Below are 24,328 nucleotides of genomic sequence, written 5' to 3' on the forward strand. Positions count from 1 at the left end.
GCCCTTGCCGTGCTCCCGTGCTCCCGTACGTCCCCGTGCCACCGGGCGCTAGCCGCCCAGGTCCGCCGGGCCCCTCAGCCGCGGGGGTGCGATGCGGGGTCCCGCCGGCGGATAGGTCCGCGCGTGTGCCTCGTAGGAGGCGACGGCCTGCTTCACGGCCGTCTGCAGTTCGTTGCCGAAGGCGTCCAGGGTGCGGATGCCACCGTTGAGGGTGCGGTGCCCGCTGCCCTCCGTCATGCGGGCGGCCAGGGCCCTCTCGGTGAGCGCCGTCAGTCTCTTCTCCCGGGCCGGACCGGCGTCGTCCTCGCACCTGGGGATCATCACGCTGATCCACGGCCGCTGTTCCTCGCACAGCCGTTCCAGCAGCTCCCGGCCCCTGGCGGAGCCCAGCGCCCACCGGTCGAGCAGCAGCAGTCCGGGCGCCCGGGGCGGGCCGGGCCCGAGCAGCCGGTCGGCGTCCTTCTCGAAGTCCCCGATGTTCACCTTGTAGTCCATGGTGCGCACCAGGTCGGCGGCGTGTTCGCCGAGCGGCCGGGCCGACGCCGGGTGGTAGGGGTTCCAGTCGCGCGGCAGCGGGCCGTAGCAGTCGGGTTCACGCCCCGGGGGCAGGTCGGAGCGGGTGCACGCCAGGACCGTGATGTCGAACTCCGGGGGATGTCCCGAGGCGCCGAACGCGCTGGGCAGCGACTCGTACTCGTCGTACATCCGCCCCTCGTCCAGCTCCGTCACCCTGGCCACGTGCACGATCTGCTTGGCCAGCCGGTACAGGGCCCGCTCGTACTCGTCCCGCAGATACCGGAGTTTGGTCAGCCCGTAGAATCCCTCCTCCGCGTAGTCCTGGCCGAAGGACACATGGTTGAACTGCAGGTCCTTCGCCGCGTGCGGCAGCTGCACGGGTTCCACGGGCACCCATAACGCGGGGATGATCGCGTGCTCCCGGGCGGCCCCGCCGCGTGCCCGGTGGCTGATCTGGCGCTGGGAGAAGGCCCACCACTCCCGCCCGCACTGTTCGCTGATGAAGTAGCGCGGCGAGTACAGCGGCACGAACACCTTGCAGCGCGCGAGGTTCTCCGACAGCTCGTCCGTCCAGCGGGTGCCGACCGCCATGCCCTGGTCCAGGAACCCGGCCCGTGCGCCGCGCGGCAGATCGGTCATCTGCATGATGTGCGCGCACAGTCCGTCGTACAGCTTCTTCACCCAGATGTTCGGATCGGTGTCACCGGCGTCGTTGCGCGGGGTGTGCGCATAACTCAGGAAGAAATATGGGCTTCCCCCGCCGTTGGCCGCATCTCCTCGCACCCGTGCCCCCCGATGCCCGGTGACTTTCCTCAGTGTAGGAAGCGGGCAGGGGCACGTGGAATATGACGAACGGGCCCAATGTCCCGGCGCCGGGCGGGAATTGCCCGACCCTCGAACACGCGGGCGGAAGCAGGAGACACACCACTCCCCTACGGCAGAACCGTCCGCCGGTGCTTCTGGGCCACCCGCCGGGCCGCACGCCGCGCGTCCTCGCTCACCTCGTCATCCGGCAGCGCCCGCCGCAGCCCCGCGACGAACCGCTCCCCGGCCTCCGTCAGCGCCCCCGACGCCGCCAGGGTGTCCACCGCCTCCGCCGTCTGGTCCCGCCACCGGGAGAACCGGATCTCGGCCGGGCGCCCGCCCCCGCCCCGCCACCGGGCCAGCCAGAAGTCGACCACCGCGAGATGGGCGTACGTCCCCTGCAGCAGCCCCTCCAACGGGCGCGGGTCGGGGCGCCAGGGCGCGTAGAACAGCTCCGCGCACGCCGGGTCGTACAGGTCCACCAGGTCCAGGACCGCGCCCAGCTTCACATGCTGGAACTCGTGGACGAGGAGCAGCGCCAGGGTCTCCGGCGCGGCGGGGCGGGCGATCGCCACGGCCCCGAAGGCGTCGCGGGCCGCCGAGCTGATGTCGGCGGCCTCGGGGGAGGGCAGCAGCGGGGTGATCACCCGGAGCCCCGCGGCGATCCCCGGCGCGTGGTGGGGCAGTTCGCGGCGGATCCAGGCCCAGGCCCCGGCCAGGCCGTCCCGCCACGCCTCGGCCTCCTCCTCGGTGAGCCGGGGGTGCGCCGCATGCCCGTGGCAGGCCCGCCAGGGGTCGGTGTCCTCCAGGGTCACGGACCAGCCGTCCAGCTCGAACCGCCGGCTCCCCCGCCAGGCCGGGTCCCCGGGTCCGTTGCGGGCCACGGTGTACGTCCGGCCGTCCGCGTGGACCGTGAAGCCGTCGGTGTCCGCGCGCACCACGGCCCTCCCGGCGCCCGGCTCCACCGTCAGCGTCCCGAGCGAGGGCAGCCGCAGCAGCCCGTCGTGGACCGGGACGACGACCGCCGCCGGACGCCCGGCGCGCACCGCCGCGGCGGCGGCGATCTCCGCGATGCCGCGGACGGCCGCCGAGGTCGGCTCCGCCGGTCCCGAGCGCGGACCTGCCCCGAGGGAGCCGAGTGCCCAGGGCCGTACGTAGGGGTGGGCGAGGACCGTGTCCACGGCCTCGGGGGCTTCGCCGTCGAGGGCGGTCAGGGTGTTCCACGCCTCCTCGGCGCCCTCGGCGTCCTCGCCCGCCGGTGCGTGTGTCGTCCCGTGCCGTACCTGGCCCAGCAGCTCGCGGCCCAGGGCGAGTTGGTGACGGGCCAGCAGGTCCACGGTCGTGTCCGTGCCGCGCCCCGTGGCCAGCTCGTCCAGGAGGGCCTCGGCGAGCACGGGCGGTGCGGACTGCTCGCTCATGTGACGGTCCCGGAGGTCGGTGATGAGGGACAGCAGGTCGGAGCAGTACACGGAGGGGTTGCGGAACCCGCTGCCGTCGGACCGGTAGCGATGGGCGTAGAGGCCGCCGCCGCAGGAGCGCACCACCGGACAGGAACGGCACCGCTCGGCCAGCCCGTCGAGGCCCTGCTGCCGGGCCACGATCCCGGGATGCGCGGCGACCTCGTCCAGGGAGTGGGAGAACACGTCCAGGCCGGTCGCGGGGGCCCCTTCGTGGGCGGTCTTCAGGGAGTCGGCCTGTTCGAAGGTCCCGTCGGTCTCGATCACGGCGAGGTCGGCCGGGTCCAGCCCCAGCGACTCGGTCAGACTGCTCTCGCCGCGCAGGGTCCGCAGGACGGAGTCGAAGACCCGGACCTCCATGGGCCGTCCGGTCGCGGTCCAGCGGTCGTGGACGGCCAGCAGCCAGCGCGCGTACGCGGTGCCGTCGACGTCGTCCGCGGGGCGCGGCGGGGGGTCCTCCCAGGTGGCGTGCGGGAGGAGGAAGTCGACGCGGGGCGGGGCGAGTTCGGCGAGCGCGTCGTGGACGGCGACCGGGTCGTTGCGCAGGTCGATCGTGCAGAGGATGCCGGCGAAGAGGTGGCGGTAGTGCGGCCGGCCGAGCAGCTCGACGGCCCTGAGGACCCGGTCGTGGCTGCTGCGGCCGTCGGCGTAGCGCCGGTGCAGGTCGTTCGCGGCCCGGTCGCCGTCCAGCGAGACGCCGACCTTGATGCCGAACTCGTCGAACAGGTCCAGGAACCGCTCGTCGAGCGTGACGGCGTTGGTGTGGATCCGCAGATCCAGCTCGCACACGCCGTCGAGGGCGGCGCGCAGTTCCGTGGCGGCCGCGCGCAGCCGGGTCCGGCCCGCGAGGAGGGGCTCGCCGCCGTGCAGCACGACGTGGACGGCGGTGAGCCCATGGTTCTTCGCGTGCTCGGCGACGCGTTCCGCCGTGGCGCGCAGGACGAGGTCCGACATCACCCGGGGCCGACCGCGCCAGCTCTGGTCCGCGTGCTCGTACACGTAGCAGTGGTCGCACGCGAGATCACAGCGACTGTGCATCTTCAGCACGAACTGGCGCAGAGGCAGGGGCGGTCGGTCCATGACGGTCACAGGGGTGCGGCCGGTACGGGCGGTGTCAGACGGAGGACTGGAAGGCCGCCACCGCGACCCGTCCCGGACCTGTCCGTTCGACGCCGTTCGACACGGCACGGGTCAGAGCGGGCGACTGCGCGCCCTTGCTCCGCGCCGCCAACTGCACCAAGGACACCCGCTGCGGACCGACGGCGGCCGTGGACCCTGACTCTTCGGCCGTGGGGTCGAGGGATGCGTTCATGAAGACCTCATCAATCTGTGCGTGGAAACCGACGGGTTGCGGTCTTGCGGCTCGATGAAGCGGTTGCCGACAGGAATTTCTCACTCGAACGTCGGCAGCAGAAGAAGTTGGCGTCCGGTCGGACCGGCGGCGCCGAATATCCGGTCAGCTGCTGGTCGCGACCAGAACATAGCCGACGCCGAGGAATGCTTCGAACGGCAACACAAGCCTCGTCCGTTTACAGGACGGCAAACGTGAGAACCGTCTCATCCCCCGGATCCGGCGCGGCGGGCCGAGCGGGGAAGGCCCCGTTCCGGTGCCGCCGCCGGCGTCCGGGCACTCTCAGCCCGCGCACAGCCGGACCTCGGCCCCCTGAGCGGGTGCGCCCCCAACGTCGCCGCCATGACGGGAAAGCACAGCGAAACGATCACGCTTGCCGCGCCCTCGCGGTGACCGGAGGCACGGTCGCCGCCGGCGGCCTGCTCACCCTCGAGGCCGTGAAGAAGGCGCAACCGGCCCGCGGCTACCGGGCCTCCTCACCCTCGGCATCGACCCCGACGCCGAGAACACCGGCGCCGGTGGCGCCGGCGGCGAGGGCGGTGCCCCTCCGTCCGGCGAGCCCCCGGCGGACGCCCTCACGGGCGGCGCCACCGGCTCCGAGACGGCCTCGTAGGCACACGCATGAGCAGCCGCGAGGACGAGACGCTGGCCCGGGCCGCGGTGGCCGCCCTCACCCACCAGTTGGAACTGGCACCCCCGGGCATTGGACGTCCTGGCCGTGGCCCGCGTGGCGGGAACGCCGGAGGGGGACGCCCGCCTCGACGCGCTCCTCACGGTGATGTCCACGCTCCAGGACACCGAACTGCTCTACACCGCCGGGCCGCACGGGCTGCGGCAGGTGCAGGCCGGGGGGCGGGCGGTGATCGAGGCGGGGGGTACGGCGACGGACGCGGGGCGGGAGGCGCTGGCCACGCTCGACATGGATCTCCAGGAGCGGGGGTGGAGTCCTCGTGGGAGTGGGTCGCTGCTGGCCGGGGCGCTGTTCGTGGACGCCCTGCCCGCCCCGTCCCCCAAGGGCTGCGCCCCCTAGGCCCCTGGGCCAGCCCCCACGCGCCCGCGGCCGAACGGCCGGCCCGCTCAGTCCCGCGAACCCCGCAGCGAGGCCATCCACCGCTCGACCTCGTCGGAACCGCGCGGCAGCCCGGCGCTGAGGTTGCGGTTGCCCTCCTCCGTCACCAGGATGTCGTCCTCGATCCGGACGCCGATGCCCCGGTACTCCTCGGGAACGGTGAGGTCGTCCGCCTGGAAGTACAGGCCGGGCTCGACCGTGAGCACCATCCCCGGCTCCAGCGTCCCGTCGACGTAGGACTCGACGCGTGCGGCGGCGCAGTCGTGGACGTCCATGCCGAGCATGTGACCCGTGCCGTGCAGGGTCCAGCGGCGCTGGAGACCCAGCTCCAGGACCCGCTCCACGGGCCCCTCGACGAGCCCCCACGCGACCAGCCGCTCGGCCAGCACGTGCTGCGCGGCGTCGTGGAAGTCGCGGTACTTGCCGCCGGGCCGCACGGCGGCGATTCCGGCCTCCTGCGCGTCGTACACGGCGTCGTAGATCTTCTTCTGGATCGCGCTGAACGTGCCGCTGATCGGCAGGGTCCGGGTCACGTCGGCCGTGTAGTAGGTGTGCGTCTCGACGCCGGCGTCCAGCAGGAGCAGGTCGCCGGAGCGCACCGGACCGTCGTTGCGGACCCAGTGCAGCGTCGTGGCGTGCGGGCCGGCGGCGCAGATGGAGCCGTAGCCGACATCGTTGCCCTCGACCCGGGCCCGCAGGAAGAACGTTCCCTCGATGTACCGCTCCGAGGTGGCCTCGGCCTTGTCCAGCACACGGACGACGTCCTCGAAGCCGCGCACGGTCGAGTCGACCGCCTTCTGCAGCTCGCCGATCTCGAAGGCGTCCTTGACCAGCCGCGCCTCGGAGAGGAAGACCCGCAGCTCGTCGTCGCGCTCGGCCGTGACCTTGTCGTGGAGCGCCGCCTCGATGCCGGCGTCGTACCCGCGGACGACCCGCACCGGGCCGGTGGCCTCGCGCAGCCTGTCGGCGAGTTCGCGCACGTCGCTCGCGGGGATGCCGTACAGCTCCGCCGACTCGGTCAGCGAGTGCCGCCGTCCGACCCACAGCTCGCCCTGGCCGGAGAGCCAGAACTCGCCGTTCTCCCGGTCGGAGCGGGGCAGGAGGTAGATCGTCGCCTCGTGGCCCTCGGCGCCCGTCGGCTCCAGGACGAGGACGCCGTCCTCCGTCTGGTTGCCGGTGAGGTAGGCGTACTCGACCGATGCCCGGAAGGGGTACTCGGTGTCGTTCGACCGGGTCTTGAGGTTGCCCGAGGGGATCACCAGGCGGTCGCCCGGGAAGCGCGCGGAGAGCGCGGCGCGGCGGGCGGCGGTCTCCGCGGCCTGGGCGATCGGCTCCAGGCCGTGCAGCTCGGTGTCGGCCCAGCCCGACTTCATGTTCTCGGCCAGCTCGTCGGACACGCCCGGGTACAGGCCGTTCTTGCGCTGCTTGATCGGCTCCTCGGCTTCGGTCGCCTCGGTCTCCGGGGTCACCGGCTCGAGCTCGTCCGCCACGGTCATCCTCCTAGGTACGGCACTGGACCGCGTCCATCGTACGGTCGCACCGCCGGGGACCCGGGCGGTCCAGGAACCTCTCACCAGGGGTCACCGGTCCCTCACGGCAAGCAGCCGGGAGGGACCGGTGACCCCTGCCCGAAGGAGGGGGCCGCCGGGTCTACTCGAACCGCGCCGCCAGCAGCACCACGTCCTCGGTGCCGTCGGCCGCGTCGAGCCGCTCCGGCAGGACGGTGCGCAGGACGTGGTCGGCGATGGCGCCGGGATCGGTGCGCAGGGCCCGGGGGACACCGGCCGCGGCGGCGTGCAGGCGGGCGAAGGCGCGGTCGACTGGTTCGCCGGTGCGCTGGAGGAGGCCGTCGGTGTACAGCAGGACGGTTTCTCCTGAATGAGCGGTCAGCTCCACGCTCGGCGCCTCCCAGCAGGCGAGCATGCCGAGCGGCGCCGACAGGGAGGTCTCCACGAACTCGGTGCGCCGTTCGCCGATCACCAGCGGCGGGCTGTGCCCCGCCCCGGCCAGCGTGATCTTGCGCAGCGCGGGCTCCACGTAGGCGAAGAGCGCGGTGGCCGAGCGGGCCGGCTCGGTCAGGCGCAGCAGCAGTTCCAGGTCGGAGAGGACGGCGACGGGGTCCTCGCCCTCCATCACGGCGTACGCCCGCAGCGAGGCCCGCAGCCGTCCCATCGCGGCGATCGCGCTGGGCCCCGACCCCGTGACCGAGCCGACCGCGAGACCGAGCGCGGCATCCGGCAGCGGCAGCGCGTCGTACCAGTCGCCGCCGCCGCGCGGTCCGGTGCGGTGCCGGGCGGCGAGCTGGACGCCGGCGACCCGGGGCAGCCGGGAGGGCAGCAGTTCCTCGGCGATGGTCGCCATGGAGGCGCGCGTACGTTCGACCTCGGCGAGCCGGGCCAGATGTTCGGCGGCGTACCGGGTGTAGAGCCCGACGAGGTGCCGCTGCCGCTCGACCGGCTCCGCGGGCTCGTCGTACAGCCAGACGGCGGCGCCGAGCCGGCCGGCGCTCTCGGCGGACAGGGGGAGCGCGTAGCTCGCCGCGTAACCGAGCCGGGCGGCGACCTCGCGGTGGCGCGGGTCGAGCCCGTCCTCGGCGAACAGGTCGGGCTGGGCGATCTCGCCGTCACCGCCCGGCAGTCCGTCGAGGATGCGGCCGTACGCCAGGGAGCTGCGCGGCACGGTCTCGATGTGCCCGAGGTCGGCCCGGCCGAGACCGAGCCCCACGGTGGTGTCCGGGCCGAGTCCGTCGGCCGGTTCCAGGACGAGGAGACCGCGGCGGGCGCCGACCAGGGCGGCTCCGGCGCGCAGGGTCTCCTCCAGCGCGCTGTCCAGTGAGTCCGTGCGGGTCAGGCGTTCGGTGAGTTCGTGCAGCGTCGTGAGATCCGAGACCCAGCCCGCGAGTCTGTCCTGCAGAACGGCCCCGGGAGCGGTGGCCGGTCCTGTGGTGGAAGGGGCCGGTGGGGAACCAGGGGCGGCGGGCGCGGGCGCGACAGTGTGTGCGGGGGAGGGAACCGTTGAATCGATTCCAGCCACTTTCGGAGGGTGAGGGGCGTTCATGGTGTCCGGCTTTCCGACCGGTGCGTATTGCTCAAAAGCATCGCAAACCCCCATGTCATTCTGCGCCGCTAGCAGTCTCTCCACATGTACACGCACTCGTGAGGGGATGTCCAGCATTGTCCTGCTGGGATATCTGGTGTCCGTGAGGCGCTGTTGGACATCTGTCAACCCCTTGTCCATTCCTTCGGGTAAAGCAAAGTTGGCCAAAAAGTGTTGTGGTGAACGGTGTATTGAGGTCGACTGGCCTTGTTCAACAGAGCGTCACAGCGGTCGTGATGGGTACGTACTCGGTGAAGGCCAGGGGTGGCGGAGGTCGCCCGGAACCTGGCGACGGACCCGGGCGTCCTATCCACCGACGACCGAGCCCCATCCTCCCGTGGCGGAGGCGGCGAGCACATGCGAGACGGCAAAACGCCAGGCGCCGCCACCCCTACGCCATGCCCATGCTTTTGACAGACGCAAGTCGACGCAAGCGATGGACGCGGACGTAACCGAGCCCGGCCCGCAGGGGTTCCCCTTGTCCGCGACAGGGGTGTGATGCGCCAGCAGGTACGCACAGTGCAGTGAACGACACATGTTGTGATGTGACCCACGGTGTTGCCATGCGTGCAACGGAAAGGACGAGCGCTCATGCGCGAGATCCCCGGAAAGCGACGCAGGCTCCTGTCCAGGCGCAGCGGCGGGAGGCCCGAGCTTCTTGAGCAGGCCCTGACGTTCGCGACGGAATGGCAGTGGCCCGTACTCCCGGGTGTGGCGCCGGATCCGCAGGGGCGTGCCCGCTGCGGCTGCCCGGACCCGGAGTGCGTGGTGCCCGGCGCTCACCCCTTCGACCCCGGGCTGCTGGCCGCCACCACCGACGAGCGCATGGTCCGCTGGTGGTGGGGCAACCGCCCGACGGCGCCGATCGTGCTGGCCACCGGTGGCAGCGCCCCCTGCGCGGTGAGCCTGCCGGCCCTGGCCGCCTCCCGCGCCCTCGCCGCGCTGGACCGTACCGGCATGCGCCTGGGCCCCGTGGTCGCGGCCCCGCACCGCTGGGCGATCCTCGTCGCGCCGTACTCCATGGAGCAGTTGGGCGAGCTGCTCTACGCCAAGGACTTCGTGCCCGGCTCGCTCCGCTTCCACAGCGAGGGCGGCTATCTGGCACTTCCCCCCTCCGAGACCGGTCACGGTCTGATCCGCTGGGAGCGGGCCCCGCTGCCCGGTTCGGCCGCGCCCTGGGTGCCCGACGTGGAGGCGGTCGTGGACGCGGTCGTCGACGCCCTCACTCGTACGGGTGTGAGCGCGCCCGAGTTCTGAGCGCGCCCGGCGCGCACGGGGCCGGGCGCCCCCGGTCGGTCGTTATCTTCCGGACATGCAGCGTCTTCCCGGGGGCCGCGGGGCCCCTCCGCGCGGTCGCCACAGCGCTCCCCCGCCCTGGAGCCGTAGAGCACCCGAGTGGGCGCGCGGCGGGCCCGATCCGCGCCGACTGCGCCTGGCGGGCCTGACCGCCGCGGTCGCGGTCGCGCTCGGTCTGCCCCTCGCCGCCTCCGCGGGCCCCCTCGACGAGGTACCCGTCTCCGAGCCTGCCCGGACCTCCGACCGAGCCCTCGCGCCCGAGCGGGTTCCCGGCCCCGGCCCGGGCCGTGCCGTCGACGGGGTCGGAGGGTCCGCCGAGAAGTCCTCCGGGCATGTCGATCCGAAGGCGGGTGGGCCGAGTGGGCCGGGCGGATCGGGTGGGTCGGCCGGAAAGGCGACGGGCGGCGCCGCCGGCACGGAGGACGACCCCGCGCGCTCCTCGCGGCGCCTGCTCGACATCGGCATCGCCACGGCCACGCGCTGCGGCCCCGCACTCACCTCCCCCGACGGCATCGAGGCACAGACCTGTGTCCTCACGCAGGGCGAGCAGACCTGGGCCCGCACGTACTACCGCAACGCCACCGGACGCGAGCTGAGTTCGGTCCTGAGCATGATGGCGCCCGGCGGTCACACCGTACGGATGCACTGCGCCGTGGGCGCGCACGACGAGCCGGGGGCGTGCGAGACGCCCAGGGAGCGCACGCGGGGCGTATTGGGGGCGTACACGGCCGTGGCGGAGTTCGCGGCACCGGGCGGCGACGGGCCGCTGTTGCTGCGCTCAGGGAGCAACGCAGGGCGTTCGCAAGGGCGTTGAGGCCGAGCGGGGTCGGTGCGGCGGAAGCGTCCAGGACCCCGGGCATAAGAAGACCCGGTTGCTGGCGACGGGGGATGCACCAGCAACCGGGCTAATGAAACCGTAACAAGAGATCGGCGCTTCGCAAATTCGGTCTTGGCTATTCGGACACGAATTTGCTTGTCACGTAGGGGAGTTGTGACAGGAGTCACCACATCCCGAGCGCATTCGGTCAGCCGCCCGCACGGTCGGCGCCGACCCGGACGGTCAACTGAGCGTCACCTGCCGGTTGGTGAGCCCGCCGCGCGCCCGGCGCTCGTCCGGGGTGAGCGGGGACTCGTCGGCCAGAGCCGTGGCGAGCCGCTCGGCGAACTCGGCCGCCGGCTTCTCGACATCGTCCGCGCCGACCCCGCTGGGGAGGTCCCAGACCGGCACGGTGAGGCCGTGAGCACGGAAGGAACCGACCAGACGGGTGCCCTCGCCGAGGCTGGAGCGCCCCGCCGCGTGCAGCCGGGCGAGGGCGTCCAGAAGCCGCTCCTCGGCGTGCGGCATGACCCATCGCAAATGGTTCTTCTCGGGAGTCTCGCACCAGTACGCCGCGTCCACGCCCGCGAGCTTCACAGTCGGGATCGCCGCGGAGTTGGCGCGCTCCAGGGAGGCGGTCACCTCCGGGGTCGTGTTCTCCGTGTCCGGGACCCAGAACTCGAAGCCGGTGTGCACAACTGGCTCGAACTTTCCTTCGGGGTCCAGCAGGTCCTGCAGACGCGGTCCGTCGGCCGGCGCGCGCCGGCCCTGGACGGGGGTGCCCGGGGCGGCCACGAGGGCGCGCTGGAGGGTGTCGGCGAGGTCGCGGCTGATGTCGCCGGACGACGTGTCGTTCTGCAGGCCGAGCAGCACCGAGCCGTCGTCGCGGCGCAGCGCGGGCCACGCCATGGGCAGGACGGTGGCGAGCGTCACCGACGGGACGCCCTCCGGGAGCGCGTCCTTCAGCTTCAGCTCGACGGTGGCGGCGGGCACCAGCTCGCGCAGCGCGATCCAGTCGCCCTCACCCGGCAGGCCCTCGAAGGGGCGCTGCACCAGCTCGGTCACCGCCTGGGCGGCGGCCCGGCCGTGGCAGGCCTTGTAGCGGCGGCCGCTGCCGCAGGGGCATTGCTCGCGCGCGCCGACCACCGGGACCTGCCCATCGGCGGCTGCGGCGCCGACTCCGCCGGTGCCCTGCGGGCGCTTGGCCTTCGTGTGGGGTCGCTTCTTGGCCATCGTGGGTGTCTCCCGATCACGGCTCGTCTCGTACTGGCGCGAGCCTAGCCGCTCGTACGACGACCGACGGGACCCTGTGGACAACGCACCGAGTCGTCCCGGAACCGGTGGTTCGGGCCAGGTTGCGTACGCCTGGGCCCCAGGCCGCCCGGTCAGTCCAGGTCGTCGAACGCGTCCGCGAAGTCCAGGTCGGGAACGGTGGAGACCGACGGGGCTGCGACGCGGCTGGCGAAGTCGTCCCTGCGGTGGGCGCGGTAGATGTCGTCCTGGACGACGACCCACACGGTGACCTCGCCGCGGGCGTCGTCGCGCACGCCCCAGTCGTCCGCCAGTGCCGTGACGATGTTCAGCCCGCGGCCGCCGTGTGCGGTGACCGAGGGCGTGGACGGAACCGGACGGGTCGGACCACCGCCGTCCGTCACCTCGACCGTGAGCCGTCCGGTGGGATCCATGCGCCAGGCGCAGCGCACGTCACCGTCGCCGGCCAGTGCGTCGCCCAGCGGCCTGCCGTGTTTGCAGGCATTGCTGAGCAGTTCGGAAAGGATCAGCAGGGCATCGTCGATCACCGTGTCCGCCACACCGCCGTCGCGCAACTGGTCGCGCATCCGGTGCCTCGCTTCCCCCACGCCCGCAGGGCCATGGGGTACGGCCATGCTCGACGACGTGGGCACCTCCTGTGCCACCACCAACGCCACCCCCGAGACCTCCTTCGCCCCACGCCACGGTGTGAATGCCCCATGGGACTGGACCGGAAACCGGCCGGAACATGTGCTCTGACGCACTCGCGACAATCGAATACGTACCGAACGCGCCGGTGCACTCCCTGTAGCCGACTGGCTGAATTTCGTCCCTGATATGCCGACTTGTCCCCGGTCGTCGACCGGCCGCCTTGGCGGAATTCTTACCTCCGTCAAGTGCCGCGCAGGCGCGGTGAAGCGGTCGGTGCGGTGGTCGCAGCTGTGAACAGCGGCGTGTTCGGAACGGTCCCGGGGCGTGGTGTTGGAAGCTGTCGGAATCGGTGTGTTCGAGGTTGTGGGAGGCCGTGCGGTCGGCGGGTCCCGGCGGGCGTGAGGGGTTGCGGCGGGTGCGAGGGGATCCGGCGGGCTCGGCGGGCCCGGCAGGTTCGGCGGGCCCGGCAGACCACGGCAGGTTCGGGTGCGTTCAGGTAGGTTCGGGTGGGTTCCGGTGGGCGTCGCGCGGTCAGCGGCTGAGCTGGTGGAGCACCGCACGGGGGCGGTTGGTGATGATGGCGTCGACACCCAGTTCGACGCAGAGGTCGACGTCCTGGGGCTCGTTCACGGTCCACACGTGCACCTGGTGGCCGGCGCTCTTCAGGCGCTCGATGTAGGCGGGGTGATTGCGCACGATCCGGATGGAGGGGCCCGCGATCCGGACACCGTGCGGCAGACGCCCGTCGCGCAGCCGGGGGGAGACGAACTGCATCAGGTAGACCGTCGGCAGTGTCGGGGACGCGACGCGGACCCGCTGCAGCGAGCGCGCCGAGAAGCTCATGATCCGTACCGGCGACTCGGTGGCCGTCTCCGGGGCGTCCAGCCCGAACCGCTTCAGCAGGACCAGCAGCCGTTCCTCGACCTGGCCCGCCCAGCGCGTGGGGTGCTTGGTCTCGATGGCCAGCTCCACCCGGCGCCCCGCGTCGGCCACGAGTTCGAGCAGGCGTTCGAGAGTGAGAACGGAGGTGTCGGCCCGGTCCTCGGGGGTGACCTCCCAGTCGGGGGCCTCGTCGCCGTTCTTCCAGGAGCCGAAGTCCAGGGCCGCCAGATCGGCCAGCTCCAGTGCGGAGACCGCGCCCCGGCCGTTCGACGTACGGTTGATGCGCCGGTCGTGGACGCAGACGAGGTGGCCGTCGGCCGTCAGCCGCACATCGCATTCGAGGGCGTCGGCGCCGTCCTCGATCGCCTTCTTGTACGCGGCCAGGGTGTGCTCGGGGGCCGCCTCGGAGGCCCCCCGGTGGGCGACGACCTGAATCGGGAGCTGTCGTACGTGGGTCACCGCGTCATGGTGCCACCGGGACGGGGTAGGTGTGGGGGCGGTGGCGCTGGACGACCGGGTTCGTACACACGGTACGCGTCAATAGTCCGATAGATCCTATATAAAGGATGGTCCCGGACCCACAGGCACCGCTTATGGTGCCCTGACGGCTCGTGGGAAAAGCTGACCCCATACAAAACTTGCGCACAGTCCGATGCGCGACCAACGAACAGTCGACCGCCGACAAGGTGAAGCCGTGGATCGAGGAGAAAAGCTGTGAGCACCGAGAACGAGGGCACCCCGGTACCCCCGGCCCCGTCCGCACCTCCCGTGCCGGTGGAAACTCCCGCTGCCTCCGCGCAGGCCCCGGCGCAACAGCCGAGCGCGGCCCCGGCGGACGCCTCCGCCCCGGCGCCCGCAGGCGGAACGAGCGCCGACAACGCGCCGACGACCCAGCTCCCGCCGGTCCCGCCGACGGCCCCGGAGCCGGGTGCGACCGCGGTGCAGCCGCAGGTGCCACAGGTGCCGCAGGCGGAGCAGCCGGTGGCGCCGCACCCGACGGCCGAGCAGCCGGTGATGCCGCACCCGACGGCACAGCACCAGACCGCCCAGCACCCGACGGCACAGCAGCCGGTGGCTCATCAGCCGCACCCGGAGTTGGTGTCCGCCGGGGCGCCGGGGTACGCGGCGGCCCCGGGGCAGGGATACGGCATGGGCCAGGCGCCCGGCGGTGGTTACGGACACGCTCCCGGTGGGACCGGGTCCTCCGCACCCGACGCCTCCTGGCCCCCTCCGGCACCGCCCGCGGTCCCGTCGTACGCGGACAACGGCGGCGGCGCGTACGCGGACACGGGTGCGGCCGGAGGAGCCGGTGGCACCGGCGGCCCCGGTGACGGCGGCTGGGGCTCCTCGTGGCAGCAGACGCAGCAGCCGGCCCCCAAGCCGGCGGGCAGGAAGCGGGGCGGCCTGATCGCCGCGATCCTCGTGGCCGCGCTGGTCGCGGGCGGTGTCGGCGGCGGCATCGGTTACACACTGGCCGACCGCAACGACAACTCCACGGGTTCCACGACCGTTTCCGCCTCCCAGAACGGCGGGGACGTCAAGCGCGCCGCCGGTACGGTCGCCGCCGTGGCCTCCTCCGCGCTGCCGAGCACGGTGACCATCGAGGCGTCGAACAGCGACGGCGACGGCGGCACGGGCACCGGCTTCGTGTTCGACAAGGAAGGCCACATCGTCACCAACAACCACGTGGTGGCGGAGGCCGTCGACGGCGGCAAGGTGTCGGCCACCTTCCCGGACGGCAAGAAGTACGACGCGGAGGTCGTCGGCCACGCGCAGGGCTACGACGTGGCGGTCATCAAGCTCAAGAACGCCCCGTCGAACCTGCAGCCGTTGACGCTCGGCGACTCCGACAAGGTCGCGGTGGGCGACTCGACGATCGCGATCGGCGCGCCCTTCGGCCTCTCCAACACGGTCACGACGGGCATCATCAGCGCCAAGAACCGCCCGGTGGCCTCCAGCGACGGTTCCTCCGGCAGCAAGGCCTCCTACATGAGCGCCCTGCAGACCGACGCGTCGATCAACCCCGGCAACTCCGGCGGCCCCCTCCTCGACGCCCGCGGCAATGTCATCGGCATCAACTCGGCCATCCAGTCGGCCAGCAGCGGCGGCAGCTTCGGCTCCGGCCAGGCGGGCTCCATCGGCCTCGGCTTCGCCATCCCGATCAACCAGGCCAAGAACGTGGCCCAGCAGCTGATCAGGACGGGCAAGCCGGTGTATCCCGTGATCGGCGCCTCGGTCTCCCTGGAGGAGGGCACGGGCGGAGCGAAGATCACCCCCTCCGGTGAGGGAGGCTCCGACTCCGTCACCGCGAACGGCCCCGCCGACAAGGCCGGCCTCAAGCCCGGTGACGTCATCACCAAGCTCGACGACCACGTCATCGACAGCGGCCCCACCCTCATCGGCGAGATCTGGACCCACCTCCCCGGCGACAAGGTCACCCTCACGTACACCCGTGACGGCAAGACCCGCACGGCGGATGTCACCCTCGGCGAACGCGAGGGCGACAGCTGACCCGCGCAACCACGACGCCAGCGCGCCCCGGCGCCGGAACACCCTTGATCGGTGGGGTGGTTCGGCGCCGGGGCGCGCTGGCGTGGACCACTGCGGCCGTGACCTCTCGGCCCCTACTGCTGCCGGTGCCGGGGCCCTTCACAGCCCCGAAGTCCTCGCCGCCGTACAACGACTCGCAGCGGATCTCGATCCGGAGCCGTTCGGTGACGAGGCGCCAGAACATCTCGGGTGCGACCGGATCGAAGTAGTCGTCCAGGACGAGCAGCAAAAGTTCCGTGCCATTGAGCAGCGGCAGCCCTGGCGGCAGAGTGGAACGCCTCGGCTCCACCGTCAGGCCGACAGCGACCCGGCGGTAGCTCACCGACCGAACTGCGCCAAGGACCCCGCCCGGCGCCACGATCCCCCGTACCGCCGACCCTCACACGGACCAAGCCCCCGACCACCGCCCACGCCGGGTAGTCTGTACCCGCTCCGCCCCAGGTGGGCCGGGGCGTGGGTGGGTTGCCCGAGCGGCCTAAGGGAACGGTCTTGAAAACCGTCGTGGCAGCGATGTCACCGTGGGTTCAAATCCCACACCCACCGCATCGCAGGTCAGAAGCTTGCAGGTCAGAAGGGGTGCCACTCTCCGGAGCGGTACCCCTTCTTTCTGACCGGCGCCTGCGGCCGACCTGCGGCCAGGATTCAGGGCCACTTGCTGTGACAGTGGTCGGCCGGTGTCCGCGCCGAATCCGTCGCTGGCCGTCCGTGTTGTCACGCCGTCGGACTCACCTGAGGCTCACGCAGCTCCCCCGCGGCCGGCCTTGAGGGGCCGAGCACGCCCAGCGCGCCGAGTGCGAGGCAGGCGGTACCGAATCTCGGAGCGCCCACCCGACCGAAGCCCGTCGCTTCCCATCGGCCTTGGCCGGGGGCCGTTCGTCGGCCGGGGTCACGAGATGCGGGGTGTGGGCGGGGCGCTGATGCTGGTGGGGACCGTGTAAGCGGTGGAAGGAGACGCCATGTCTGTGATGGACAAGCTGAAGCAGATGCTGAAGGGGCACGAGGATCAGGCCGGGCAGGGCACCGACAAGGCCGGCGACTACGTCGACGGCAGGACGCAGGGGAAGTACAGCGGTCAGGTCGACTCCGCGCAGGAGAGGCTCAGGCGCCAGATGGGCTCGGAGCAGACGGGGCAGGGCGAGACCGGCCGCGAGGAGCCGCCCCGCCGGTAGGAGCGCCGGGCGGTCGACGAGAACCGGTCGGGATCTCACCTCACCTCTGCCGACCGGTTCTCGGCGGTCGCCGCGGGCTACGGCCTCCGGCCCGACATCCGCGCCGCCGACGCCACCGTCGAGCGGGCCTCCCGTTCCGTGAGGCCCGTGCGTACGGCCGCCTCGACCAGGGCGTTCGTGAGGTCCGGGCCGAGGCCGTTCTCGTAGGCGCGGCAGGCGGCCCAGAAGAGTCGGGTGTTGCGCTGGCCTTCCTGGGCGGTCAGGACGAAGTGGACCAGGCCGTGGCCGTGGCCGTGAGCGGTGGTGGTGCCGGAGGGGTTCGTGCGTGGCGGTGGTGAGAGCAGGCGGAGCAGGGCCGGTGGGCAAGGGGCCGGGGCGAGGTGGGAGGTGCCGGGGGCGGTGCCGTAGACACCGTGATCCGTGCGGGAGCCGGGGCCGACGAGGTAGCCGCCGGCGCCGCGGATGTCGATGCCCGGCGCCAGCCGGCTCGCGGAGTTGGGGACGACGACGTCGGGTGGGCCGGTGAGCCAGATGTGGCGTCCGCCGCTGGGTGTCAGCACGACGACCGTCTCAGGGATCGTGAAGAGGTGCCGCAGGGCCAGTTCGCGCAGGGCCGTCGAGGAGTCCGTACCGGACTTCGTGTCGAGGTCGACGCCGATCAGATGGTGGGGGTGGAGGCCGCAGGCGATGCCGTAACCGGTGGCCCAGGGGGCGGCGGAGAAGAGTTCGCGAACGCGGCGGGGGTCGGTGGAGGCGTCGTGGACGCCATGCCCGAAGCGGCCGCACTCGCCGTGGCAGGGGCGGGGGTGGGGGTGGGGGTCGTCACGGTGCGGGGAGCGCAGGGCCGGGAGTTTCGAGCGGGAGAGGGGGATCACCGCCAGTCCGCGTTCGGCGGCGGAGAGGGCGTGTGCCAGGGCCAGGGTTCCGGCCTGCCGGTCTATGGTGGCCATGCTTCTATATTCGTACGTACGTTCGATAATGGGAAGAGGGTTCGGCGGGCCCTTTCGGTCGTCGTGGGGCTGTTCGCCGGTGCGGCGACGGCCGACAACGGCTCGTTCGCGGACAACGGATCGAACGCCGGCGTGGCGAACCTCGTCGGCAGCGGGGTCGGTCGCGACAACAGCGGCAACTCGTCGACCTCGCGGCAGCAGGCGAACGGCTCGGGCGCCTCCGACCAGAACAACACCGCCCAGGTCAACGGCTTCGGCCTCACGGCCATCGACCAGAAGAACGCCGTCGTCAACTTCGCCGACCTCTGGTGAGCCGGTCGAGGGCGGGCCGGGGGTTCGAGGGCGGGCGGATGAGGTCGCCCCGGCTCCGAGGCCCCGGATCCGACCCTCGGGTGCGGAGTGTATGGGACATGTGGGACATGTTCGTGGAGTGTGACACGCCTGTGCGGCGGTGCCGAAGCGCCGCCGCACAGGCGTTTTCCGGATTCCCGCCGGGGTGTCCCTGGATCCCCGCACGGCCGTCTCCGGATCGCCGCCGCACCGGCGACCTCCTGCGTTCTCCGGCATGTTCCGGCATGTGCCGGCGCTTTCCGGCGTGTTCCGGCGTTCTCCGTTGATCTCGCGGGCCGTTCACGAACGCGCCGCCCGTGAGCGGGGGATGTCTCGGCGACCTTGACAGTTCCGGCAGCAGTTCCTTCAATCTGACGGGTAGTCAGAATCGGATTACTGTGGAGGGGACGGTGGGGCCGTGGCGGTGACCGAGGACCTGTCCGTACGGCTCAAGGCGTACGAGGGGCGCGCGGCCGTCCTCGGCGGCCGGGGCAAGGATCCCGTCAACGCGCCCATGATCAGGCACTGGTGCGAGGCCATGGGGGACTCCAACCCGGCGTACACCGGACCCGATGCCATCGCCCCGCCCACCATGCTCCAGGTGTGGACGATGGGTGGCCTGAGCGGGCACGAGACGCGCTCGGCGGCGTACGACGAGCTCCTCGCTCTGCTCGACGACGCCGGGTACACCTCCGTCGTCGCCACCGACTGCGAGCAGGAGTATCTGCGGGCGCTGCGGCCGGGGGACGAGATCACGTTCGACTCGGTCGTCGAGTCGGTGTCCGAGCGGAAGACCACCCGGCTGGGCACGGGCTACTTCGTCACGACCCGCATGGATGTCCGGGCCGGTGAGGGAGGCGGCGAACTCGTCGGCACCCATCGCTTCCGCATCCTCAAGTACGCACCGGCGAGGACGTCCGGGACACCCGCCCCGGCCGACGAGCGACATCGCGAGCGACCGAACCGGGAGCAGCAGAGCCGGGAGCAGCAGAACCGAGTGGAACAGGATCGAGTGGGGCAGGGCCGGGAGCGGCGACATCAGGATCAGCAACCGCCGGAACGGCAGCCCCGGCGCCCCCGCCCCGTCGTCAATCGTGACAACGCCGGGTTCTGGGAAGGCGTCGCGCGTCATCGCCTCCTCATCCAGCGCTGCGCCGACTGCGGCACGCTCCGTCTCCCCTGGCTCCCGGGCTGCAACGCGTGCGGTTCCCCCGAGTGGGACACGGTCGAGGCGAGCGGCGACGGCACGGTGTACTCGTACGTCGTCATGCATCATCCGCCCTTTCCGGCCTTCGACCCGCCGTACGCCGTCGGGCTGATCGAGCTGGCGGAAGGGGTCCGGATCGTCAGCAACGTCATCGGGGTGCCGTACGACAAGGTGCGGATCGGAATGTCCGTACGGCTCGAATTCGTGCGCCACGACGAGGACTTGGAGCTGCCGGTGTTCCGCGCGGACGAGGCGGGCAGCGCGGACGGCAGGGCGGTCGGGACGGGGGAGGAGGTGGAGCGGGTATGAGGGCCCGGGCCGGGGACGTGCTGCCGCCGCTGGAGATCGAGATCACCCGCACGCTCGTCGTCGCGGGGGCGATCGCCTCGCGCGACTACCAGGACGTGCACCACGACCCCGAGTTGGCGCGGCGGCGCGGATCACCGGACGTCTTCATGAACATCCTGACGACGAACGGGCTGGTGGGACGCTATGTCACCGATCACTTCGGTGCGTCCGCCGTCCTCCGCAAGGTGGCCATCCGGCTCGGTGCGCCCAACTACCCCGGGGACACGATGGTGTTGACCGGCAGGGTCGAGACGACCGACGGCCACACCGTCACGGTCAGGATCATCGGCGAGAACGGCATCGGCAGACACGTCACCGGCACGGTCACGGTCACGCTGCCCACGCCGGAGGCCGGTGCGGATGACCCCGGTTCTCCGTCCGCCACCAAGGCCGGGGGCCTCGTATGAGCGTACGAACCATCGACCGGCTCGGGGGGCGCGCCGCGATCGTCGGCATCGGTGCGACCGACTTCTCCAAGGACTCGGGACGCAGTGAGCTGCGCCTGGCGGTGGAGGCGGTGCGGGCAGCGCTCGACGACGCGGGGCTGGCGCCGGCGGACGTGGACGGGATGGTGACGTTCACGATGGACACGAGCCCGGAGATCACGGTCGCGCAGGCGGCCGGCATCGGTGAGCTGTCCTTCTTCTCACGCGTCCACTACGGCGGCGGCGCCGCGTGCGCGACCGTGCAGCAGGCGGCGCTCGCCGTGGCGGCGGGTGTGGCGGAGGTAGTGGTCTGCTACCGGGCGTTCAACGAGCGCTCGGGGCGGCGGTTCGGTTCGGGCGTACGGCATCGCGAGCCGTCGGCGGAGGGCGTGGCGCTGGGCTGGACGCTCCCGTTCGGGCTGCTCACGCCCGCCTCCTGGGTCGCGATGGCGGCGCAGCGCTACCTGTACGCGTACGGGCTGACCCCCGAGGTGTTCGGGCACGTGGCCGTGGTCGACCGGAAGTACGCGGCGACGAACCCGGCGGCGTACTTCCACGGCCGCCCCATCACCCTCGACGAGCACGCGGCCTCGCGCTGGATCGTCGAGCCGCTGCGGCTGCTGGACTGCTGCCAGGAGACGGACGGCGGTCAGGCGATCGTCGTGACCTCGGTGGAGCGCGCGCGGGATCTGCCGAAGCCGCCCGCCGTGGTCGTGGCGGCAGCGCAGGGCGCGGGCCGGGCGCAGCAGCAGATGACCGGCTTCTACGACGGGGATCTCACCGGGCTGCCGGAGATGGGCGTGGTCGCCCGCCGGCTTCGGCGGACCTCGGGGCTGGGTCCGGACGACATCGACGTGGGCATCCTGTACGACCACTTCACGCCGTTCGTGCTGATGCAGCTGGAGGAGTTCGGTTTCTGCGGGCCGGGGGAGGCGGGGGACTTCGTCGCCGAGGAGCGGCTGCCGATCAACACCCATGGCGGGCAGCTCGGCGAGGCGTATCTGCACGGGATGAACGGCATCGCGGAGGCGGTGCGGCAGGTGCGGGGCACCGCCGTGAACCAGGTCGCGGGTGCCGAGCGGGTCCTCGTCACCGCCGGGACCGGGGTGCCGACCTCGGGGTTGGTACTGGGGACGGGCGGGTGAGTGGTCGGGATGTGACGGATGAGGGGGTTATCGGGTGCCTTGGGAGTCGATGCCGTACACCCCGGGCAGGTGGTTCTCAGGGGTACACCCTCAGTACCTGGGGGCTGCTCATCCACCTGCAGTAGGTGAGGTCTGCCCCACTTCTACAACCTGAGAGGGATTCGGCTTCGGGACCTGCGGCCGATCCGCCGGGCGTGGCCCGCTCCTAGCGTGGAGCCATGACCATACCCGTCTGCACCAGCGCTTCGACGGCCGCCGCACCAGGGCCGCGGACCCTGTCGACCCCGGCCCGATCGACTGCGGCAGCCCGACCGGCAGCGGCCCCCCGCTCGACGACGGCGGCCCGCCCGGCCGCGGTCCGGTCGACTGGGGCCGTCCGGTCGACGTCGGCGCGGTCGGCCCTGCCTGGCCTGACGAACCTGCCGCACTCGTCGTCGTACGCGTCCTACCCGTCGTTCTCGGCGTACGTGAAGGCCCGCCAGCCGGTGCTGCTGCGGACCGCCCGCTCGCTCACCGCGAACCCGTGCGACGCCGAGGACCTGCTGCAGACCGCGCTGGCCAAGACTTACGTCGCCTGGGAGCGCATCGAGGACCACCGGGCCCTCGACGGCTATGTGCGCCGCGCGCTGCTCAACACCCGCACGTCCCAGTGGCGCAAGCGGAAGGTGGACGAGTTCGCGTGCGACGAACTGCCGGAGCCGGAGGGGACCCAGGCCGCCGACCCGGCCGAGCAGCAGGCGCTGCACGACGCGATGTGGCGGGCGATCATGAAGCTGCCGGCGCGGCAGCGGGCCATGGTCGTCCTCAGGTACTACGAGGACCTGAGCGAGGTGCAGACGGCCGAGGTTCTCGGCGTATCGGTCGGTACGGTGAAGTCGGCGGTCTCGCGTGCGCTGGGCAAGCTGCGCGAGGATCCCGAACTGGAACCCGTGCGCTGAGCCGTTCGTTGGGCTGTCAGGAATCCGGCCCGAAGTCGGACGCCTGCGGCTGTGGACCCGGACGGCTCGACTCGAATCCGGGCTCGAATCCGGGCTCGAACGCGGGCTCGAACTCGGGCGCGACGGGTCACTCTGTCTGATCGATCATCTTGTCCCCTAGTGACATACCGCTCGGTATGTGAGCAGAATCAGCGCAACCGTTACCACCGCGTAGGCAGAGCCGCCCCGGGAGGACGCCGTGCTGAGCACCATGCAGGACGTACCGCTGTTGATCTCCAGGATCCTGACCCACGGGCAGGTCATCCACGGGACGTCGCAGGTGATCACATGGACCGGCGACGGGGAACCGGAACGCCGCTCCTACGCCGAGATCGGCGCCCGCACCGCGCAGCTGGCCCACGCCCTGCGCGAGGACCTCGGAGTCGACGGCGACGAGCGGGTCGCGACGCTGATGTGGAACAACGCGGAACACGTGGAGGCGTACTTCGCGATCCCCTCCATGGGCGCGGTCCTCCACACCCTCAACCTGCGGCTGCCCCCCGAGCAGCTCGCCTGGATCGTCAACCACGCCGCCGACCGCGTGATCATCGCCAACGGTTCGCTGCTGCCCCTCCTCGCGCCGCTCCTCCCGCACCTCAAGCCGGTGGAGCACGTCGTCGTCGCCGGACCCGGTGACCGGTCGCTGCTTGCCGGAGCGAGCGTCCAGGTGCACGAGTACGAGGACCTGATCGCCGGCAAGCCGACCACGTACGACTGGCCCGAGCTGGACGAGCGTTCCGCCGCAGCCATGTGCTACACCTCCGGTACCACCGGCGACCCCAAGGGCGTCGTCTACTCCCACCGTTCGATCTACCTGCACTCCATGCAGGTCAACATGGCCCAGTCCATGGGGCTCACGGACACGGACCTCTCGCTCGTCGTCGTCCCGCAGTTCCATGTCAACGCCTGGGGCCTGCCGCACGCGACCTTCATGACCGGCGTCAACCTGCTGATGCCGGACCGCTTCCTGCAGCCCGGCCCGCTCGCCGAGATGATCGAGACGCTGAAGCCGTCGCACGCCGCCGCCGTCCCCACCATCTGGCAGGGCCTGCTCGCGGAGCTGACCGCCCGCCCGCGCGAGGTCTCCTCGCTCAACCAGGTCACCATCGGCGGCTCGGCCTGCCCACCGGCCCTCATGGAGGCATTCGACAAGCTGGGCATGCGTGTCTGCCACGCCTGGGGCATGACGGAGACCTCGCCGCTCGGCACGATCGCCCGGCCGCCGGCCCACGTCGAGGCCGGCTCCGAGGAGGAGCTCGCGTACCGCCTCACACAGGGCCGCTTCCCCGCCTCCGTCGAGGCCCGTCTCACCGGCCCCGGCGGCGAACGCCTGCCCTGGGACGGCGAGTCCGCCGGTGAGCTGGAGGTGCGCGGTCCCTGGATCGCGGGCGCGTACTACGGCGGCCAGGGCGCCGAGCCCGTCCGTCCCGACGACAAGTTCAGCGAGGACGGCTGGCTGAAGACGGGCGACGTCGGCACGATCAGCCCCGACGGCTTCCTCACGCTCACCGACCGGGCCAAGGACGTCATCAAGTCCGGCGGCGAGTGGATCTCCTCCGTCGAGCTGGAGAACGCCCTCATGGCCCACCCTGACGTCGCCGAGGCCGCCGTCGTCGCCGTACCGGACGACAAGTGGGGTGAACGACCCCTCGCCACGGTCGTGTTGAAGGAAGGCTCCACCACCGATTTCGCAGCCCTCCGCACCTTCCTCGCCGACGAGGGTCACATCGCCAAGTGGCAGCTGCCGGAGCGCTGGACGATCATCGAGTCGGTGCCGAAGACGAGCGTGGGCAAGTTCGACAAGAAGGTGCTGCGCAGGCAGTACGCGGAGGGCTCGCTGGACGTGACCCAGATCTAGGTCTGGACGGACTGGACGGATCGGCCGGACTGGCCGGATCGAACGGATCGGCCGGACCGGACGCGCCGGCCGGGAAGCCAGGACTCGTGCGTACGACGGCGGTGGGGGGGGGGTTTTCGCGGAAGAACCGCCCCCCCCCGTCCCCCTGAGCACTCCTTTTCCACCCCTTCCCCCAAGTC

The 24,328-nt window shown here is 71.8% G+C and carries 20 protein-coding genes and 1 tRNA gene; 12 read left to right on the top strand and 9 right to left on the bottom strand.

The window, feature by feature from the left end; all coding sequences use genetic code 11:
* Positions 1-48: 48 nt before the first annotated feature.
* From ACZ6BB_RS27030 to fxsA, 3 genes are all read right to left on the bottom strand, one after another.
* A complete protein-coding gene (locus tag ACZ6BB_RS27030; RefSeq protein WP_471617748.1) occupies positions 49-1,299 on the bottom strand; it encodes a TIR-like protein FxsC in 1,251 nt (416 codons plus the stop codon).
* 149 nt (positions 1,300-1,448) lie between these two features.
* Positions 1,449-3,857 (bottom strand): FxsB family cyclophane-forming radical SAM/SPASM peptide maturase, encoded by a 2,409-nt coding sequence (locus ACZ6BB_RS27035; RefSeq protein ID WP_471617749.1) that lies wholly within the window; start codon positions 3,855-3,857, stop codon positions 1,449-1,451.
* A 34-nt stretch (positions 3,858-3,891) separates the two neighbouring features.
* Positions 3,892-4,089 (bottom strand): FxSxx-COOH cyclophane-containing RiPP peptide, encoded by a 198-nt coding sequence (fxsA, locus tag ACZ6BB_RS27040; protein WP_471617750.1) that lies wholly within the window; start codon positions 4,087-4,089, stop codon positions 3,892-3,894.
* 742 nt (positions 4,090-4,831) lie between these two features.
* Here fxsA and ACZ6BB_RS27045 point away from each other — a divergent pair.
* A complete protein-coding gene (locus ACZ6BB_RS27045) occupies positions 4,832-5,158 on the top strand; it encodes a triphosphoribosyl-dephospho-CoA synthase (protein WP_471617751.1) in 327 nt (108 codons plus the stop codon).
* 47 nt (positions 5,159-5,205) lie between these two features.
* Here the strand turns inward: ACZ6BB_RS27045 and ACZ6BB_RS27050 are convergent, their stop codons facing one another.
* Both ACZ6BB_RS27050 and ACZ6BB_RS27055 read right to left on the bottom strand, forming a co-directional pair.
* Positions 5,206-6,687, bottom strand: a complete 1,482-nt coding sequence (locus ACZ6BB_RS27050) for an aminopeptidase P family protein (RefSeq protein WP_471617752.1) — start codon at positions 6,685-6,687, stop codon at positions 5,206-5,208.
* A 160-nt stretch (positions 6,688-6,847) separates the two neighbouring features.
* Complete coding sequence (locus ACZ6BB_RS27055; RefSeq protein WP_471617870.1) at positions 6,848-8,371, bottom strand: PP2C family protein-serine/threonine phosphatase; 1,524 nt, start codon at positions 8,369-8,371, stop codon at positions 6,848-6,850.
* Between the two features lie 513 nt (positions 8,372-8,884).
* Here ACZ6BB_RS27055 and ACZ6BB_RS27060 point away from each other — a divergent pair.
* Positions 8,885-9,550, top strand: coding sequence for a bifunctional DNA primase/polymerase (locus ACZ6BB_RS27060; RefSeq protein ID WP_471617753.1), 666 nt, complete (start codon positions 8,885-8,887; stop codon positions 9,548-9,550).
* A gap of 55 nt (positions 9,551-9,605) precedes the next feature.
* Positions 9,606-10,403, top strand: coding sequence for a hypothetical protein (locus ACZ6BB_RS27065; RefSeq protein ID WP_471617754.1), 798 nt, complete (start codon positions 9,606-9,608; stop codon positions 10,401-10,403).
* Between the two features lie 246 nt (positions 10,404-10,649).
* On the opposite strand, the gene ACZ6BB_RS27070 is transcribed toward ACZ6BB_RS27065, so the two are convergent.
* The 3 genes from ACZ6BB_RS27070 to ACZ6BB_RS27080 form a co-directional block, all read right to left on the bottom strand.
* On the bottom strand, positions 10,650-11,639 hold the full coding sequence (locus tag ACZ6BB_RS27070) for a DUF5926 family protein (RefSeq protein WP_471617755.1): 990 nt from the start codon (positions 11,637-11,639) through the stop codon (positions 10,650-10,652).
* A gap of 152 nt (positions 11,640-11,791) precedes the next feature.
* Positions 11,792-12,421 carry an ATP-binding protein gene (locus tag ACZ6BB_RS27075; RefSeq protein ID WP_471617756.1) on the bottom strand — a complete coding sequence of 210 codons (630 nt, stop codon included), beginning with the start codon at positions 12,419-12,421 and terminating at the stop codon, positions 11,792-11,794.
* A gap of 418 nt (positions 12,422-12,839) precedes the next feature.
* Positions 12,840-13,649: a glycerophosphodiester phosphodiesterase gene (locus ACZ6BB_RS27080; RefSeq protein ID WP_471617757.1), complete on the bottom strand. Its 810-nt coding sequence runs from the start codon at positions 13,647-13,649 to the stop codon at positions 12,840-12,842.
* Positions 13,650-13,904: 255 nt separating this feature from the next.
* Here ACZ6BB_RS27080 and ACZ6BB_RS27085 point away from each other — a divergent pair, with 255 nt between their 5' ends.
* The 3 genes from ACZ6BB_RS27085 to ACZ6BB_RS27095 all read left to right on the top strand — a co-directional run bounded on the left by ACZ6BB_RS27085 (position 13,905) and on the right by ACZ6BB_RS27095 (position 16,909).
* Positions 13,905-15,701, top strand: coding sequence for a S1C family serine protease (locus tag ACZ6BB_RS27085; RefSeq protein WP_471617758.1), 1,797 nt, complete (start codon positions 13,905-13,907; stop codon positions 15,699-15,701).
* 495 nt (positions 15,702-16,196) lie between these two features.
* Positions 16,197-16,283, top strand: a tRNA-Ser gene (locus ACZ6BB_RS27090).
* 413 nt (positions 16,284-16,696) lie between these two features.
* The gene (locus tag ACZ6BB_RS27095; protein ID WP_471617759.1) at positions 16,697-16,909 is read left to right on the top strand and encodes an antitoxin; all 213 of its coding nucleotides are present in this window, start codon (positions 16,697-16,699) and stop codon (positions 16,907-16,909) included.
* Between the two features lie 77 nt (positions 16,910-16,986).
* On the opposite strand, the gene ACZ6BB_RS27100 is transcribed toward ACZ6BB_RS27095, so the two are convergent.
* On the bottom strand, positions 16,987-17,859 hold the full coding sequence (locus ACZ6BB_RS27100; protein WP_471617760.1) for a bifunctional DNA primase/polymerase: 873 nt from the start codon (positions 17,857-17,859) through the stop codon (positions 16,987-16,989).
* Positions 17,860-17,922: 63 nt separating this feature from the next.
* Here ACZ6BB_RS27100 and ACZ6BB_RS27105 point away from each other — a divergent pair, with 63 nt between their 5' ends.
* From ACZ6BB_RS27105 to ACZ6BB_RS27130, 6 genes are all read left to right on the top strand, one after another.
* Positions 17,923-18,171, top strand: a complete 249-nt coding sequence (locus ACZ6BB_RS27105; protein WP_471617761.1) for a hypothetical protein — start codon at positions 17,923-17,925, stop codon at positions 18,169-18,171.
* A 436-nt stretch (positions 18,172-18,607) separates the two neighbouring features.
* Positions 18,608-19,705 (top strand): bifunctional MaoC family dehydratase N-terminal/OB-fold nucleic acid binding domain-containing protein, encoded by a 1,098-nt coding sequence (locus ACZ6BB_RS27110; protein WP_471617762.1) that lies wholly within the window; start codon positions 18,608-18,610, stop codon positions 19,703-19,705.
* A complete protein-coding gene (locus ACZ6BB_RS27115; protein ID WP_471617763.1) occupies positions 19,702-20,151 on the top strand; it encodes a MaoC family dehydratase in 450 nt (149 codons plus the stop codon). Before ACZ6BB_RS27110 ends, ACZ6BB_RS27115 begins: the two co-directional genes overlap by 4 nt.
* Positions 20,148-21,314, top strand: coding sequence for a lipid-transfer protein (locus ACZ6BB_RS27120; RefSeq protein ID WP_471617764.1), 1,167 nt, complete (start codon positions 20,148-20,150; stop codon positions 21,312-21,314). The genes ACZ6BB_RS27115 and ACZ6BB_RS27120 overlap by 4 nt, the downstream gene beginning before the upstream one ends.
* 218 nt (positions 21,315-21,532) lie before the next feature.
* Entirely contained in the window at positions 21,533-22,252 is a 720-nt protein-coding gene (locus ACZ6BB_RS27125; protein WP_471617765.1) for a SigE family RNA polymerase sigma factor, read from the top strand.
* Positions 22,253-22,490: 238 nt separating this feature from the next.
* Entirely contained in the window at positions 22,491-24,149 is a 1,659-nt protein-coding gene (locus ACZ6BB_RS27130) for a long-chain fatty acid--CoA ligase (RefSeq protein ID WP_471617766.1), read from the top strand.
* Positions 24,150-24,328 lie beyond the last annotated feature (179 nt).

The organism is Streptomyces sp. NPDC041108 (assembly GCF_055592645.1).

What these genes read in the sequence shown, in the direction of transcription:
- ACZ6BB_RS27095 (WP_471617759.1), top strand. Translation starts at nt 16,697, where the DNA reads ATGTCTGTGATGGACAAGCTGAAGCAGATGCTGAAGGGGCACGAGGAT.
- ACZ6BB_RS27055 (WP_471617870.1), bottom strand. Translation starts at nt 8,371, where the DNA reads ATGCTGGACATCCCCTCACGAGTGCGTGTACATGTGGAGAGACTGCTA.
- fxsA (WP_471617750.1), bottom strand. Translation starts at nt 4,089, where the DNA reads ATGAACGCATCCCTCGACCCCACGGCCGAAGAGTCAGGGTCCACGGCC.
- ACZ6BB_RS27065 (WP_471617754.1), top strand. Translation starts at nt 9,606, where the DNA reads ATGCAGCGTCTTCCCGGGGGCCGCGGGGCCCCTCCGCGCGGTCGCCAC.
- ACZ6BB_RS27060 (WP_471617753.1), top strand. Translation starts at nt 8,885, where the DNA reads ATGCGCGAGATCCCCGGAAAGCGACGCAGGCTCCTGTCCAGGCGCAGC.
- ACZ6BB_RS27125 (WP_471617765.1), top strand. Translation starts at nt 21,533, where the DNA reads ATGACCATACCCGTCTGCACCAGCGCTTCGACGGCCGCCGCACCAGGG.
- ACZ6BB_RS27120 (WP_471617764.1), top strand. Translation starts at nt 20,148, where the DNA reads ATGAGCGTACGAACCATCGACCGGCTCGGGGGGCGCGCCGCGATCGTC.
- ACZ6BB_RS27070 (WP_471617755.1), bottom strand. Translation starts at nt 11,639, where the DNA reads ATGGCCAAGAAGCGACCCCACACGAAGGCCAAGCGCCCGCAGGGCACC.
- ACZ6BB_RS27035 (WP_471617749.1), bottom strand. Translation starts at nt 3,857, where the DNA reads ATGGACCGACCGCCCCTGCCTCTGCGCCAGTTCGTGCTGAAGATGCAC.
- ACZ6BB_RS27115 (WP_471617763.1), top strand. Translation starts at nt 19,702, where the DNA reads ATGAGGGCCCGGGCCGGGGACGTGCTGCCGCCGCTGGAGATCGAGATC.
- ACZ6BB_RS27100 (WP_471617760.1), bottom strand. Translation starts at nt 17,859, where the DNA reads ATGGCCACCATAGACCGGCAGGCCGGAACCCTGGCCCTGGCACACGCC.